14 protein-coding genes are annotated in these 13,637 nt (G+C 62.1%); 7 read left to right on the forward strand and 7 right to left on the reverse strand.

Annotated features, from left to right (window positions below):
• Window positions 1–92: 92 nt before the first annotated feature.
• Together rpmA and rplU are read right to left on the reverse strand one after the other, a co-directional pair.
• Window positions 93–350 (reverse strand): 50S ribosomal protein L27, encoded by a 258-nt coding sequence (gene rpmA, locus B3P22_RS14795; protein ID WP_013717060.1) that lies wholly within the window; start codon window positions 348–350, stop codon window positions 93–95.
• Window positions 351–386: 36 nt separating this feature from the next.
• Entirely contained in the window at window positions 387–698 is a 312-nt protein-coding gene (gene rplU, locus B3P22_RS14800; RefSeq protein WP_004424548.1) for a 50S ribosomal protein L21, read from the reverse strand.
• Window positions 699–944: 246 nt separating this feature from the next.
• On the opposite strand from rplU, the gene B3P22_RS14805 reads away from it, so the two are divergent.
• A complete protein-coding gene (locus B3P22_RS14805; protein WP_296271486.1) occupies window positions 945–1,913 on the forward strand; it encodes a polyprenyl synthetase family protein in 969 nt (322 codons plus the stop codon).
• A 147-nt stretch (window positions 1,914–2,060) separates the two neighbouring features.
• Here B3P22_RS14805 and B3P22_RS14810 read toward each other — a convergent pair whose 3' ends face one another.
• Complete coding sequence (locus tag B3P22_RS14810; RefSeq protein ID WP_296271487.1) at window positions 2,061–2,819, reverse strand: SDR family oxidoreductase; 759 nt, start codon at window positions 2,817–2,819, stop codon at window positions 2,061–2,063.
• A gap of 253 nt (window positions 2,820–3,072) precedes the next feature.
• On the opposite strand from B3P22_RS14810, the gene B3P22_RS14815 reads away from it, so the two are divergent.
• The 5 genes from B3P22_RS14815 (at window position 3,073) to B3P22_RS14835 (ending at window position 7,358) form a co-directional block, all read left to right on the forward strand.
• Window positions 3,073–3,807 carry a HugZ family protein gene (locus B3P22_RS14815; RefSeq protein WP_296271488.1) on the forward strand — a complete coding sequence of 245 codons (735 nt, stop codon included), beginning with the start codon at window positions 3,073–3,075 and terminating at the stop codon, window positions 3,805–3,807.
• 67 nt (window positions 3,808–3,874) lie between these two features.
• Entirely contained in the window at window positions 3,875–4,324 is a 450-nt protein-coding gene (locus B3P22_RS14820) for an FxsA family protein (protein WP_296271489.1), read from the forward strand.
• 258 nt (window positions 4,325–4,582) lie between these two features.
• Window positions 4,583–4,876 carry a co-chaperone GroES gene (locus B3P22_RS14825; protein WP_017675400.1) on the forward strand — a complete coding sequence of 98 codons (294 nt, stop codon included), beginning with the start codon at window positions 4,583–4,585 and terminating at the stop codon, window positions 4,874–4,876.
• Between the two features lie 47 nt (window positions 4,877–4,923).
• The gene (gene groL / locus B3P22_RS14830; RefSeq protein WP_197855407.1) at window positions 4,924–6,570 is read left to right on the forward strand and encodes a chaperonin GroEL; all 1,647 of its coding nucleotides are present in this window, start codon (window positions 4,924–4,926) and stop codon (window positions 6,568–6,570) included.
• Between the two features lie 551 nt (window positions 6,571–7,121).
• Complete coding sequence (locus tag B3P22_RS14835; RefSeq protein WP_197855409.1) at window positions 7,122–7,358, forward strand: hypothetical protein; 237 nt, start codon at window positions 7,122–7,124, stop codon at window positions 7,356–7,358.
• Here B3P22_RS14835 and B3P22_RS14840 read toward each other — a convergent pair whose 3' ends face one another.
• From B3P22_RS14840 to B3P22_RS14855, 4 genes are all read right to left on the reverse strand, one after another.
• Window positions 7,359–8,087 carry a lysozyme inhibitor LprI family protein gene (locus B3P22_RS14840; RefSeq protein ID WP_296271490.1) on the reverse strand — a complete coding sequence of 243 codons (729 nt, stop codon included), beginning with the start codon at window positions 8,085–8,087 and terminating at the stop codon, window positions 7,359–7,361. It lies immediately after the preceding gene.
• A gap of 306 nt (window positions 8,088–8,393) precedes the next feature.
• Window positions 8,394–9,221: an arylamine N-acetyltransferase family protein gene (locus B3P22_RS14845; protein WP_296271491.1), complete on the reverse strand. Its 828-nt coding sequence runs from the start codon at window positions 9,219–9,221 to the stop codon at window positions 8,394–8,396.
• A gap of 305 nt (window positions 9,222–9,526) precedes the next feature.
• Entirely contained in the window at window positions 9,527–11,023 is a 1,497-nt protein-coding gene (locus tag B3P22_RS14850; RefSeq protein ID WP_296271492.1) for a CoA-acylating methylmalonate-semialdehyde dehydrogenase, read from the reverse strand.
• 82 nt (window positions 11,024–11,105) lie between these two features.
• Window positions 11,106–12,452, reverse strand: coding sequence for an aspartate aminotransferase family protein (locus B3P22_RS14855; RefSeq protein ID WP_296271493.1), 1,347 nt, complete (start codon window positions 12,450–12,452; stop codon window positions 11,106–11,108).
• Between the two features lie 181 nt (window positions 12,453–12,633).
• Here B3P22_RS14855 and B3P22_RS14860 point away from each other — a divergent pair, with 181 nt between their 5' ends.
• Complete coding sequence (locus B3P22_RS14860) at window positions 12,634–13,551, forward strand: LysR family transcriptional regulator (protein WP_296271494.1); 918 nt, start codon at window positions 12,634–12,636, stop codon at window positions 13,549–13,551.
• Window positions 13,552–13,637 lie beyond the last annotated feature (86 nt).

Here is a 13,637-nt window from a genome sequence, read left to right on the forward strand (position 1 = left end):
CATCCAGAACTAGCGGATCTGGCAAGCGAACCAAAGATACACAAACAAAAAAGCCCCGTCCTACGGACAGGGCTTTTCCAGCGCGTAGACGATTAGGCCTGAACGACGCTCACGTAGCGACGGCCGAAAGCGCCCTTCACTTCGAACTTGACCACGCCTTCGATCTTGGCGAACAGGGTGTGGTCTTTGCCGATGCCCACGCCGAAGCCCGGGTGGAACTCGGTGCCGCGCTGACGAACGATGATGTTGCCGGCCTTGATGACCTGACCACCGTACATTTTCACGCCAAGGCGTTTACTTTCGGAATCGCGGCCGTTACGGGTAGAACCGCCAGCTTTTTTGTGTGCCATGAGTCAATACTCCTATAAAGGATCGGGGCCGACGAATCAGGCCTGGATACCGGTGATTTTGATCTCAGTGAACCACTGACGGTGGCCCTGACGCTTCATGTGGTGCTTACGACGGCGGAACTTGATGATGCGCACTTTGTCGTGACGGCCTTGCGAAACGACTTCGGCAACCACTTTAGCCCCGTCTACGACCGGAGCGCCGATCTGAACGTCGTCGCCATTGCCGATCAGCAGAACGCGATCGAAAGTCACGGCTTCGCCGGTAGCGACTTCGAGCTTCTCGATCTTGAGGAATTCGCCTTCGGTGACTTTGTATTGCTTGCCACCAGTAACAATTACTGCGTACATGGTAAATCTCCGTTAATCCTGCTCACCCAGCGCTTTAGAAAAGGCGTTATTGGCTGGCATGGCTGCTTGGGGCCGGAAGTGACACCCTTGCAATTGCGTAAGGCAGGGAAATGCCCAGGGGGAAGTTCAGGGTGCGCGATTGTACGCAAGCGCCGAACGCTACGCAAGGGGCGCCCGTGCTTGCCTTGACAGCCCCTACCCTGCCACCTAGCATGCCGCGCAACCTCAGAGGAGCACTAGTCGCCGATGCAACCCCAGGCTTTCTACCGCGTGGTAGCGGACGATTTCACCGCCGTCGATGGCATCATTCGCCAACAGGTGGTTTCCCGCGTGCCGCTGGTGGAAAAGATCGGTGACTATATCATTTCCGCTGGCGGCAAGCGCCTGCGTCCACTGCTGGTACTGCTCAGCGGCCGCGCTCTGGGTTACCAGGCCGACGACCTGCGCCTGCTGGCCGCCACCATCGAATTCCTGCACACCGCCACCCTGCTGCATGACGACGTTGTCGACATGTCCGACATGCGCCGTGGCCGCAGCACCGCCAATGCCCAATGGGGCAACGCACCAAGCGTGCTGGTGGGCGACTTCCTTTATTCACGCTCGTTCGAAATGATGGTCGAGCTCGGCTCCATGCCGGTGATGAAGATTCTCTCCCACGCCACCCGCGTGATCGCCGAAGGTGAAGTGCTGCAGCTGTCCAAGGTGCGCGATGCCAGCACCACGGAAGAAACCTATATGGAGGTCATCCGCGGCAAGACCGCGATGCTGTTCGAGGCCTCTACTCATGCAGCAGCAGCCCTGGCCGGCGCCGACGAAGCGCAGCGCGAGGCCCTGCGCACCTTCGGCGACCATCTGGGCATCGCCTTCCAGTTGGTCGACGATCTGCTCGACTACAAGGGCGACGCTGCCAGCCTGGGCAAGAACGTCGGCGACGACCTCGCCGAGGGCAAGCCCACCCTGCCGCTGATCTTCACCATGCGTGAAGGCACCGAGGAGCAGGCTGCTCTGGTGCGCCGTGCCATTCAGAAAGGCGGTATCGAAGATCTGGAAAGCATCCGTGCCGCGGTCGATGCAGCCGGCGCTCTGGACTACACCGCACAACTCGCACGCGACTATGCCGAACGCGCCATCGCCTGCCTGGACGTGCTGCCCGCCGGCGAGTACCGCGACGCGCTGATCGAGCTGAGCCGCTTCGCTGTCGCCCGTACACACTAAGAAGTAGCCCGGATGCAATCCGGGGCGGGTTGACGGGATATGGCCTTTCCCGGATTGCATCCGGGCTACGAATTCGCGATACACAGCACCGGCTCAAACAAAAACGCCCCGAACCAGTCAGGGCGTTTTGCGTTTAGACGCAGACGATTACAGACGCAGGCCGCCGTCCAGCTCCAGGATGCGACCGGTGTAGTAGTCATTCTCCAGGATGTAGGCCACCGAATGAGCGATCTCGGCCGGCTTGCCCATGCGCTTGAGCGGAATGCCCGAAGTCATCTTTTCCAGTGCCTCCGGCTTCATGCTGGCGGTCATCTCGGTTTCGATGAAGCCTGGCGCCACGCCCGCTACGCGAATGCCGTAACGTGCCAGCTCCTTGGCCCAAACCACGGTATCGGCGGCGACGCCTGCCTTGGCCGCGGAGTAGTTGGCCTGGCCCATGTTGCCGGCACGGGAGATCGAGGAAATGTTGACGATCGCGCCTTCGTTCTTCAGCTCGATCATCTTCGCCGCGACTTCGCGAGTGCAGAGGAACACGCCGGTCAGGTTGACGTCGATCACCGCCTGCCATTGCGCCAGGCTCATCTTGGTCATCTCGCCATCCTTCACGCGGATGGTCAGGCCATCACGGAGGATGCCGGCATTGTTGACCAGGCCGTTGATGGCGCCGAAGCCCTCCGCCACCTGGGCGACCATGTGCGTGACCTGCTCTTCATTGGCCACGTTGCACAGGTAGGCGCGGGCATCGCCACCGGCGGCCTTGCAGGCAGCCACGGCTTCGTCGAGTTTTTCCTGGTTCAGATCGACCAGCGCCAGCCTGGCGCCCTTGGCCGCCAGGTACTCACCCATGGCGCGACCCAGTCCCTGGCAACCGCCAGTGATGATGATGACTTTGTCTTTCAGTTGCATCGCTTTATCCCCTCAAGGTGCAGCATTTACCGACCCCGCTGATGCCCGCAAACCGCTATGCTAGGGCGTCTGTCCGTTTATTAGGAATCTGTTCACGGTCTTGCGAGCTAGAGCGATACAAGGCAAAAACAGGCGAGGAAGCGCAGTTTACGAGTTGTAAATGAGCATTCCGAGCCTGTTTTTAACGCAGTAGCGCCGACGCGCAGCTGACCGTGAACAGGTTCCTTACGGATCTTCTGCGAGGAGTCATAAGGTGAGCGTGAAAGCCGGCAAGCATGCACGAGAATTGCTGCTCAAGGAATACCGTGGCGTGCTCAGCACCCACTCCAAGGCCATGCCGGGTTTCCCGTTCGGATCAGTGGTGCCTTACTGCCTGGACGCCGAGGGCAGGCCGCTGATCCTGATCAGCCGCATCGCCCAGCACACCCATAATCTCGGGCAGGACGCCAAATGCTCGCTGCTGGTCGGCGAGCGTGGCGCAGAAGATGTGCAGGCGGTCGGCCGTCTCACTTTGCTCGCCGAAGCACGACAATTGAGTGACGAAAGCGAAATCGAAGCGGCCGCCCAGCGTTACTACCGCTTTTTTCCCCAGTCACGCGACTACCATCGGGCGCACGACTTCGATTTCTGGCGTCTGGAGCCGGTACGCTGGCGCTTCATCGGTGGCTTCGGCGCCATCCACTGGCTCGATCAGGTGACCCTGGCCAACCCGTTCGCGGCCGATGGCAGCGAAGCGAGCATGGTCGAGCACATGAACGAAGATCACGCCAAGGCCATCGCCCACTATGTCGAACTGGCCGGCCTGCCCAAACATGAGCCGGCACAGATGGCCGCCATCGACCCCGAAGGTTTCCACCTGCGCATCGGCCAGAGCCTGCACTGGCTGGCCTTTCCAACATCCTGCAACAACCCTGGCCAGGTGCGTGAAGCCCTGGTGATGCTGGCTCGCGCCGAGCGCTGGCCGACCGATGGTGCATCTTCAGCTTGAATTAAGCGCAGAACGCCATATTTAAACCGTACGGGAAGCCTGTCTTCCGCCAAGGACATTTCGACTCATGCGCGCGTTTCTGTTTCTCTTCCTGCTGTTCCCGATCATCGAGCTGGCCCTGCTGATCAAGGTCGGCAGCGCCATCGGTGTAGTGCCTACGCTGCTGCTGATCATCGGCACCGCAGTGCTCGGCAGTATCCTGCTGCGCGTCGCCGGCGTCGCCACTGCCTGGCGCGCCCGGGAACGACTCGCGCGCGGTGAGCTGCCCGAGCAGGAAATGCTCGAAGGCCTGCTGATCGCCGTCGGCGGCGGCCTGCTGCTGCTGCCGGGTTTCATCAGTGACATCTTCGGCGTGTTCTGCCTGATTCCCTTCACCCGGCGCCTGCTGGTCGGCAAGATTCGCCGCCGCGCCGAGGAGCAGGCCCTGCGTCAGCGTGCCTTCTTTGACGACCAGGCAGCCCGCTCCGGGCAAACCCGTCCAAATGTTCTCGAAGGCGAGTACGAGCGCCGCGACTGACCTGCCTCACGCCGGGCACCACGCCATGGTGCCCGCCTCCGTCGCCCTGCCGGGCGCATGTAAAAAATTTACGTCAGCCCCCTTGAAATGCTATTGCCCGCCCACATGTAGCAGTCACCGCAAGGTACCTGCCCACTGAGGCAGTCCAACTTTCGCGGTGCGCCCAGCGCGCCGCACCCGGCCTCGCCGGATTTTACAAACCCGCTGACCAATCAAGAGTCGGCAAGTTGGCCATTCAATTGTTAGGAGAGATCGACAATGAAGCTTCGTCCTCTGCATGACCGCGTCGTGATCCGTCGCAGCGAAGAAGAGACCAAAACCGCAGGCGGCATCGTGCTGCCGGGTTCGGCCGCCGAGAAGCCGAACCAGGGTGAAGTCGTTGCCGTCGGTACCGGTAAGGTTCTGGATAACGGCGAAGTCCGTCCGCTGGCCGTCAAGGTCGGTGACAAGGTGGTATTCGGCCCTTACTCCGGCAGCAACACCGTCAAAGTCGACGGCGAAGACCTGCTGGTAATGGGCGAGAACGAAATCCTCGCTGTCGTCGAAGCCTGATTCCACGAATCTCCGTTTAACCTTCAAGAATTTGAGGACTGATCAACATGGCTGCTAAAGAAGTCAAGTTTGGCGATTCCGCTCGCAAGAAAATGCTCGTTGGCGTCAACGTACTGGCCGACGCCGTCAAAGCCACCCTCGGCCCGAAAGGTCGTAACGTGGTTCTGGCCAAATCCTTCGGCGCCCCGACCATCACCAAAGACGGTGTATCGGTTGCCAAGGAAATCGAACTGAAAGACGCCTTCGAAAACATGGGCGCCCAGCTGGTGAAAGACGTTGCCTCCAAGGCCAACGATGCTGCCGGTGACGGCACCACCACCGCTACCGTTCTGGCTCAAGCCATCGTCAACGAAGGCCTGAAGTCCGTCGCTGCCGGCATGAACCCGATGGACCTCAAGCGCGGCATCGACAAGGCCACCACCGCCATCGTTGCTCAGCTCAAAGACCTGGCCAAGCCGTGCGCCGACTCCAAGGCCATCGCTCAGGTAGGCACCATCTCCGCCAACTCCGACAGCTCCATCGGTGACATCATCGCCGAAGCCATGGACAAGGTTGGCAAGGAAGGCGTCATCACCGTTGAAGAAGGCTCGGGCCTGGAAAACGAACTGTCCGTCGTAGAAGGCATGCAGTTCGACCGCGGCTACCTGTCGCCGTACTTCATCAACAAGCCGGACACCATGGTTGCCGAGCTGGAAAGCCCGCTGCTGCTGCTGGTCGACAAGAAAATCAGCAACATCCGCGAACTGCTGCCGGTTCTGGAAGCCGTTGCCAAGGCCGGTCGTCCGCTGCTGATCGTGGCTGAAGACGTCGAAGGCGAAGCCCTGGCTACCCTGGTGGTCAACAACATGCGCGGCATCGTCAAGGTCGCTGCCGTCAAGGCTCCGGGTTTCGGCGACCGCCGCAAGGCCATGCTGCAGGACATCGCCATCCTGACCGGCGGCACCGTGATCTCCGAAGAAGTTGGCCTGTCCCTGGAAAGCGCCACTCTGGAGCACCTGGGTAACGCCAAGCGCGTCGTCCTGAACAAGGACAACACCACCATCATCGATGGCGCTGGTGCTCAGGTCGACATCGAAGCCCGCGTTGCGCAGATCCGCAAGCAGGTCGAAGAAACTTCTTCCGACTACGACAAAGAGAAGCTGCAAGAGCGTCTGGCCAAGCTGGCTGGCGGTGTTGCCGTGATCAAGGTTGGCGCTGCCACCGAAGTCGAGATGAAAGAGAAGAAAGCCCGCGTTGAAGACGCCCTGCACGCTACCCGCGCTGCCGTGGAAGAAGGCGTGGTACCTGGCGGTGGTGTAGCCCTGGTGCGTGCTCTGCAGGCCATCGAAGGTCTGAAGGGCGACAACGAAGACCAGAACGTCGGTATCGCTCTGCTGCGTCGCGCTGTCGAAGCGCCGCTGCGTCAGATCGTTTCCAACGCCGGCGGCGAGCCGAGCGTAGTGGTCGACAAGGTCAAGCAGGGTTCGGGCAACTTCGGCTTCAACGCCGCTACCGACACCTACGGCGACATGATCGAGATGGGTATTCTCGATCCGGCCAAGGTCACCCGTTCGGCGCTGCAGGCTGCTGCCTCCATCGGCGGTCTGATGATCACCACCGAGGCGATGGTTGCCGAATCGGCTGACGACAAAGCCCCGGCCATGCCTGATATGGGTGGCATGGGCGGTATGGGTGGCATGGGCGGCATGATGTAAGCCGACCGGCTCCCACGCAGCACGAGAACCCCGCGCTAGTCGCGGGGTTTTTTATTGCCCGAAGAAAGCGAATCCGTAGTGCCAAGAAGAAAGCGACATCAGGTCATTTATCGTAGCCTGCGCAAGCGCTCCCTTTCGCAGCGGACCGGACCGACGTGATCGATTGCGGCTGCTTCGGCACAGCTCTTGCCTAATCAATCGACCGCTGACGCAGCGTCGGTAATGTTCCACTCGCAATACCTCGCTCCATTTGCCTCACCCCTACCAGGAAGTAGCTCTACCCTGCCCCTTTGCGCCAAGTAGCGAGAAGGCAGCAGGCGATAGAAGTGGCCAGGGCCGGTCGTTACAGAAGGGTCATAACCGGCACTTAAGGTTACGTTAGGCGTTACCTGCATCGTTCTGAACCAACCGACAAGGGCCGTGTCCCAACACAGTCCCGGCGGGTGCTAGCCAGGCTTCCATGACCATTCGTCGCATAAGGCGACGACCAGGCGATATGTGATCTAGGTTTAGCGAACAGCGTTTGGCAGCGCTTTCAAGGGGTTAGCAAAATGAAACTAGAAATAGCACGAGGTTTGTTCCTCGGCCTGGCCCTCAGCGTGACGGCGATTGCCGCCGCTGCCTGGCAGGAACCCGGCCCACGCGTGCTGGAAGCGCGCGAATGCGCCATGGCCGAGCCCTGCCCCACCGCGCCCTTGCGCAAACAGGTGCAACCAGCCGTGAAGCCGGATGCTAATCTGCTGGTGTTGATGTTCGGACTCAGCGGCGCGATGAAAGGCGAGTACTGATCAACTCTGATCACCGCGCACCACTGCCAGTTGGCGAGCACGATCAAGCGTCAGGCGCACCAGGCAGTCGTAGCTGAATTCGCCGAACACCGAGTAGGGCTGCTCCTCACCGTAGGGCTTGCATTCGGCATCACGCATCGCGATCCAGTTACGCTGCGCCTGGCGCAGTGCGGTACTCGCCTCGTCCGACAGCTGCCGCTGGCGTTCGCGATAGGCTGCATTGAGCAGCGCATCGGCATCGCCCAATACCAGCGCACTGATTCCACCCAGCGCCATCACGTTCTGCGGCAAAGCCTGGGGCATCTCCTGGTTCCAGTTGTAGAAACCATTGGTCTCCACCCGCAAGCGTGCCGTGGGTCGGCTGTAGACGTCGTCGTAGAGCGGCTGCAACTGGGTGCGATAGACCAATTCAAGATAGATCGGGTCGCTGGCGCGCTCCGGTCTGGCCAGCAGGGTCTGATAGATCGGCTGCTGCGGGCCGTTGCCTTCGTCGATACTTACTTCGAAGCAACTGCCTGGTGCCAGGTGCTGGCCCGGCTCGCTGGCCAGTGGGCATTTGCTGACGATGGACTCCTGATCCGTGCCGAAAGCCTCGTCCAGCACGCGCACCAGCAGGCGCGCCTCCGGGGCCTGGGAAAAGTCGGCGTGAACGACAGTGGCAGTGAGAGTGCCTTCAGCAGCCGCGAAGAGCGGCGACAGGCACAGAGCGAGCGACACGGGCATACGCATGGATAACCTTCCCTGGAAACGGCAACTGGACCCACATCATCTCCGGCGCGATGCGGCCTGACAAGCAGGCGGCCTTGGTAGCGAGCGGTGGGTCTCACAGCATCAAGCGGAAACGCCGATAGTGGCGTTTAAAGCAGCTCGTTCAGTTTTGCCCAAGTAAGAATCCTTCACCGAGTGCGTTCCGTCAGCAATCTCGGTTGGTTGAAAGGTTTTCGCGGCGGAAGCCGCTCCTACAGGATTTAGGTGGCTTCGGGTCGCGGCTGAAGCCCCTCCTGCAAGAACGTGGCAATACCAGTGGCCTTGCCTTTAGGCCCCCGAGATCAGCCGCTCGATGATTTCCCGCCGCTCAGGATGCTCCGGCACCTGAATACCAAACTCCTCCTGCAACACCCTCAGCACCTCATCGACACTCTGCAACTGCACCCGCTCACTGGCCTGCCCCAGGCGGTGGATGGCGAAGCTGCCGTTGTTCAACGTCTTGCGCAGGCCTGGCCCGGTGCGGGCGGCGATCATCTGGCCAAGGAAGGGCGAATCCGGGTGGGTGCACACGTACCAGTTGCCCACCACGTAATCGATATCCGCTACCTGCTGCAGATCGAACACGTACGTCGCCCGCCAGCTACCCGCCACCAATGCGCGCAGGGTGTAGGTGCTGTCCAGCAACGTCAGGCGATAGGGCTCGTGCGGTGTGGCCTGCTCCGCATCGCTGTCGAGCAGCAGCGGGCCGGTCGGCACCATGCCGCCGAAGCCGACGTCGCTGATGTAGCGCACGCCATCAATGGTCACCAGCACCAGCATATGGGTGCGCGCCGACAGGGCATCTTCCGGGCCGCCCATGACCACGCGGCCGGTCAGCCCGCGTGCGTCGAAGCCCAGCGCCTGCAACAGCAGCAGGTACAGACGGTTGAGTTCGAAGCAGTAACCGCCACGGCCCTGGCGCAGCAGCTTGTCCTGGATCGCGGCGGGCTCGACCTCCACCGGCACACGCAGCATGCTGGCCAGGGTTTCGAAGGGGAATTCGGCGGCGTGCCGCGCCTGCAGCTCGCGCAGGACTTCGAGCGTCGCTGGCGGCGCCGACGAGTAACCCAGGCGCCCTAGGTATGTGTGCAGATCCAGCTGGAATGCTTCGGTCATCGTGCCTCTCCCTTTTTTACCTACCGGCTGTTGTACCAGAGGCGGCAGAGGGGAGATATCTATTGGGTCGATAGCACGTCCGCCCGTTCCCATGCTCCGCGCGGGCATGCAGCCCGTGAAGCTCCGCAACGGCTGCAGAGCGACCGAGGCTAAACACGCCCACGCAGAGCGAGGGTGCAATCACGCAAACTTTTTCGCGGATGAAGCCGCTCCTACAGGTGTCCGGTGTCTGCCTCGACATAACGTGCCACCAATGAAAAAGGCCGATCTCGCGATCGGCCTTTGCGTTCAACGCTACTGCTCAATCAGCCATTGCTGGGGAAGGCGAACTGCGCGGCCTCATGGCTCTTGCGTGCCGGCCAGCGCTGGGTGATGGCCTTCTTGCGGGTGTAGAAGCGCACGCCATCCGGGCCGTAGGCATGCAGGTCGCCGAACAGCGAGCGCTTCCAGCCGCCGAAGCTGTGGTAGCTCACCGGCACCGGCAGCGGCACGTTGACGCCGACCATGCCGACTTCGATCTCGTCGCAGAACAGGCGCGCGGCTTCACCGTCGCGAGTGAAGATGCAGGTGCCGTTGCCGTATTCGTGATCGTTGATCAGTTGCATGGCTTCTTCCAGGCTGCCGACGCGGACGATGCACAGCACCGGGCCGAAGATTTCGTCGGTGTAGATGGTCATCTCCGGGGTCACCTTGTCGAACAGGGTGCCGCCGACGAAGTAACCGTTCTCGTTACCGGCGACTACCAGATCACGGCCATCGACCACCAGCTTGGCGCCTTGCGCAACACCGGCGTCGATATAGCCCTTGACCTTGTCACGCGCAGCGGCGGTGACCAGCGGACCCATATCCAACCCGCAGGAGGTGCCGGCACCGATCTTCAGTGCCTGGATCTGCGGGACGATCTTCTCCACCAGCGCATCGGCGATCTGGTCGCCCACGCACACGGCCACAGAGATCGCCATGCAACGCTCGCCGCAGGAGCCGTAGGCCGCGCCCATCAACGCGCTGACGGCGTTGTCCAGGTCAGCATCAGGCATCAGCACGGCGTGGTTCTTGGCACCACCCAGGGCCTGCACGCGTTTGCCGCGCTTGGTGCCTTCACTGTAGATGTACTCGGCGATCGGCGTCGAGCCGACGAAGCTCAGAGCCTTGACCTCAGGCGCCTCGATCAGCGCGTCGACCGCATCCTTTTCGCCGTTGACCACGTTCAGCACGCCCTTGGGCAGGCCGGCCTGGTTCAGCAGCTCGGCGATGAACAGGGTGGAGCTAGGGTCACGCTCGGACGGTTTGAGGATGAAGCAGTTGCCGCAGACGATGGCCAGCGGGTACATCCACAGCGGCACCATGGCCGGGAAGTTGAACGGGGTGATGCCAGCCACCACACCGATGGGCTGCAGGTCGGTCCAGGCGTCGATATTCGGGCCGACGTTGCGGCTGTACTCGCCCTTGAGGATTTCCGGGGCGGCGCAGGCGAACTCGACGTTCTCGATGCCGCGCTTGAGTTCACCAACGGCGTCCTCGATGGTCTTGCCGTGCTCGGCGCTGATCAGCGTGGCGATCTCGTTCTCGTTCTGCTCCAGCAGTTGCTTGAAGCGGAACATGATCTGCGCACGCTTGGCCGGCGGGGTGTTGCGCCAGGCCGGGAAGGCAGCCTTGGCGGCATCAATGGCCAGTTGCATGGTGGCGCGGTCGGCCAGGCCGACCGCGCTGGTGGAGTCGCCGGTGGACGGGTTGTACACCGGGGCACTGCGACCGTTGCCGTCAACGCGTTCGCCGTTGATCAGGTGGGGGATGTGGCTCATGGGGATCTCCAAAGTCAGGTTGGTGGGAGGGGCTTTAGCCGCGACGCTCATTCAGTCGCGCCTAAAGCCCCTCCCACAGGAATCAGTCGAGTTTGTTCAGTACGTCGCCAACGGCGTTGAACACGCGCTCGAGGTCTTCGATCTTGGCGTTGAAGGTTGGGCCGAACTGCAGCGTATCGCCACCGAAGCGCACGTAGAAACCAGCCTTCCACAGGGCCATGCCGGCCTCGAAGGGGCGGATCACCGCATCGCCATCACGCGGTACGATCTGCAGCGCGCCAGCCAGGCCGCAGTTGCGGATATCGATGATGTGCTTGGTGCCCTTCAGGCCATGCAGCGCGGCCTCGAACTTCGGCGCCAGCTCGGCGGATTGCTGAATCAGGTTCTCGCGTTTGAGCAGCTCCAGCGTCGCCAGACCGGCGGCGCAGGCAACCGGGTGCGCCGAGTAGGTGTAGCCGTGGGTGAACTCGATCATGTGCTCCGGCGACGGCTGCTGCATGAAGGTGTTGTAGATCTCGCTGCTGGCGATCACCGCGCCTAGCGGGATGGCGCCGTTGGTGATCTGCTTGGCGACGTTCATCAGGTCCGGGGTGACGCCGAAGAACTCCGCGCCGCTCCACCTGCCCATGCGGCCGAAGCCGGTGATCACTTCGTCGAAGATCAGCAGAATGTTGTGCTGGGTGCAGATTTCGCGCAGGCGCTGCAGATAGCCCACCGGCGGCACGATGGCGCCGGCCGAACCGGACATCGGCTCGACGATCACCGCGGCGATATTGGAGGCGTCGTGCAGTTCGATCAGCTTGAGCAGTTCGTTGGCCAGCTCCACGCCGCCGGTTTCGGCCATGCCCTTGGTAAAGGCCATGCCCGGTTGCAGGGTGTGCGGCAGGTGGTCGGCATCCATCAGCTGGCCGTACATCTTGCGGTTACCGCCAATGCCGCCGAGCGAGGTGCCGGCGATGTTGACACCGTGGTAGCCACGGGCGCGGCCGATGAAGCGGGTCTTGGAGGCCTGGCCTTTCAGGCGCCAGTAGGCCTTGGCCATCTTCACCGCGGTGTCGGCGCACTCGGAGCCGGAGCCGGTGAAGAACACATGGTTGAGCTCGCCCGGCATCAGGTCGGCGACCTGCTCGGCCAGCTTGAACGACAGCGGATGGCCGTACTGGAAGCCCGGCGAATAGTCGAGGGTGCCGAGCTGCTTGGCCACGGCCTCCTGGATTTCCTTGCGCGAGTGGCCGGCGCCGCAGGTCCACAGGCCGGACAGGCTGTCGTAGATCTTCCGGCCCTGGTCATCGGTGAGCCAGCTGCCTTCTGCACCGACGATGATGCGCGGGTCGCGCTGGAACTGGCGGTTGGCGGAGAACGGCATCCAGTGCGCATCCAGCTTAAGCTGGCTGGCCAGGGACGGAGTTGCGGTCTGCGGCATGTTCATGGGAGGAGCCTCGGGCTGGCGGCGTTCGGGAGATTCGTAGTCCGCCAGCAGCCCCGTGGCCACCAACGAATCGCGGCTGAAGCCGCTCCTACAAAAGCTCGTTGTTGCCAGTAAAGGTGCCACGGGCATAGAGTCAGTAAAACAATACTCTTCTTATCTTCAGTTCAAGGCCGACTAAACAATGAGCAGCCGCCGCCCCGATCCGCTGGCCCAGGTCAGCGACTTTGAAATACGCCTGCTTAAGCTGTTTCGCAGCGTGGTGGAATGCGGCGGCTTCTCTGCCGCAGAAAGCGCGCTGGGCATCGGCCGCTCGGCCATCAGCCAGCAGATGAGCGACCTCGAACAACGCCTCGGCCTGCGCCTGTGCCAGCGCGGCCGCGCCGGCTTCGCCCTCACCGAGGAAGGTCGCGAGGTGTACCAGAGCACCCTGCAATTGCTGGCGGCACTGGAGAGCTTTCGCACCGAGGTCAACGGCCTGCACCAGCACCTGCGCGGCGAGCTGAACATCGGCCTGACCGACAACCTGGTGACCATCGCCCACATGCGCATCACCAACGCCCTGGCCCGCCTCAAGGTGCAGGGGCCGGACGTGCGCATTAACATCCGCATGACGCCCCCGTCGGAAGTGGAACAGGGGGTGCTCGACGGCCGCCTGCATATCGGCGTGGTGCCACAGGTCGGTGCCCTATCCGGCCTGGAATACCAGGCGCTATACGATGAACGCTCGCTGCTTTACTGCGCGGTCGGCCATCCGCTGTTCTACGTCGACGACCAACAGCTTGAAGACGACAGGCTCAATGCCCAGGAAGCCATCGCCCCGACCTTCCGCCTGCCGCCTGAGGTGCAGAACCATTACCAGGCGCTGAACTGCACGGCCAGCGCATCGGACCGCGAAGGCATGGCCTTTCTCATCCTCACCGGGCGCTATATCGGCTATTTGCCCGATCACTACGCCCAGGCCTGGGTGCAGCAGGGGCGCCTGCGGGCGCTCAAAGCCGGAAGCCGTTTTTACGACATCAACCTGGCGGCGGTAACGCGCAAGGGCCGTCGCGCGCACCTGGTGCTGGAGAGCTTTCTCGAAGCGCTGGCTGAAGCCTGAATACATAGAACGACCGTACCGAAAAGCGGCTTGAGCACGCACAGCGCCGGTGCATTTGTGCTATCACGGCGATTTTCCTTGCAGCG

It is taken from the genome of Pseudomonas sp. UBA6323 (genome assembly GCF_002439135.1).
Lineage (GTDB): Bacteria > Pseudomonadota > Gammaproteobacteria > Pseudomonadales > Pseudomonadaceae > Aquipseudomonas.

Bases quoted from the DNA above. Each gene is read 5' to 3' on its own strand.
- B3P22_RS14810 (WP_296271487.1), bottom strand. From the start codon at position 2,819: ATGCAACTGAAAGACAAAGTCATCATCATCACTGGCGGTTGCCAGGGA.
- groL (WP_197855407.1), top strand. From the start codon at position 4,924: ATGGCTGCTAAAGAAGTCAAGTTTGGCGATTCCGCTCGCAAGAAAATG.
- rplU (WP_004424548.1), bottom strand. From the start codon at position 698: ATGTACGCAGTAATTGTTACTGGTGGCAAGCAATACAAAGTCACCGAA.
- B3P22_RS14845 (WP_296271491.1), bottom strand. From the start codon at position 9,221: ATGACCGAAGCATTCCAGCTGGATCTGCACACATACCTAGGGCGCCTG.
- B3P22_RS14835 (WP_197855409.1), top strand. From the start codon at position 7,122: ATGAAACTAGAAATAGCACGAGGTTTGTTCCTCGGCCTGGCCCTCAGC.
- B3P22_RS14840 (WP_296271490.1), bottom strand. From the start codon at position 8,087: ATGCGTATGCCCGTGTCGCTCGCTCTGTGCCTGTCGCCGCTCTTCGCG.
- B3P22_RS14850 (WP_296271492.1), bottom strand. From the start codon at position 11,023: ATGAGCCACATCCCCCACCTGATCAACGGCGAACGCGTTGACGGCAAC.
- B3P22_RS14820 (WP_296271489.1), top strand. From the start codon at position 3,875: ATGCGCGCGTTTCTGTTTCTCTTCCTGCTGTTCCCGATCATCGAGCTG.
- B3P22_RS14805 (WP_296271486.1), top strand. From the start codon at position 945: ATGCAACCCCAGGCTTTCTACCGCGTGGTAGCGGACGATTTCACCGCC.
- B3P22_RS14855 (WP_296271493.1), bottom strand. From the start codon at position 12,452: ATGAACATGCCGCAGACCGCAACTCCGTCCCTGGCCAGCCAGCTTAAG.
- B3P22_RS14860 (WP_296271494.1), top strand. From the start codon at position 12,634: ATGAGCAGCCGCCGCCCCGATCCGCTGGCCCAGGTCAGCGACTTTGAA.
- B3P22_RS14825 (WP_017675400.1), top strand. From the start codon at position 4,583: ATGAAGCTTCGTCCTCTGCATGACCGCGTCGTGATCCGTCGCAGCGAA.
- rpmA (WP_013717060.1), bottom strand. From the start codon at position 350: ATGGCACACAAAAAAGCTGGCGGTTCTACCCGTAACGGCCGCGATTCC.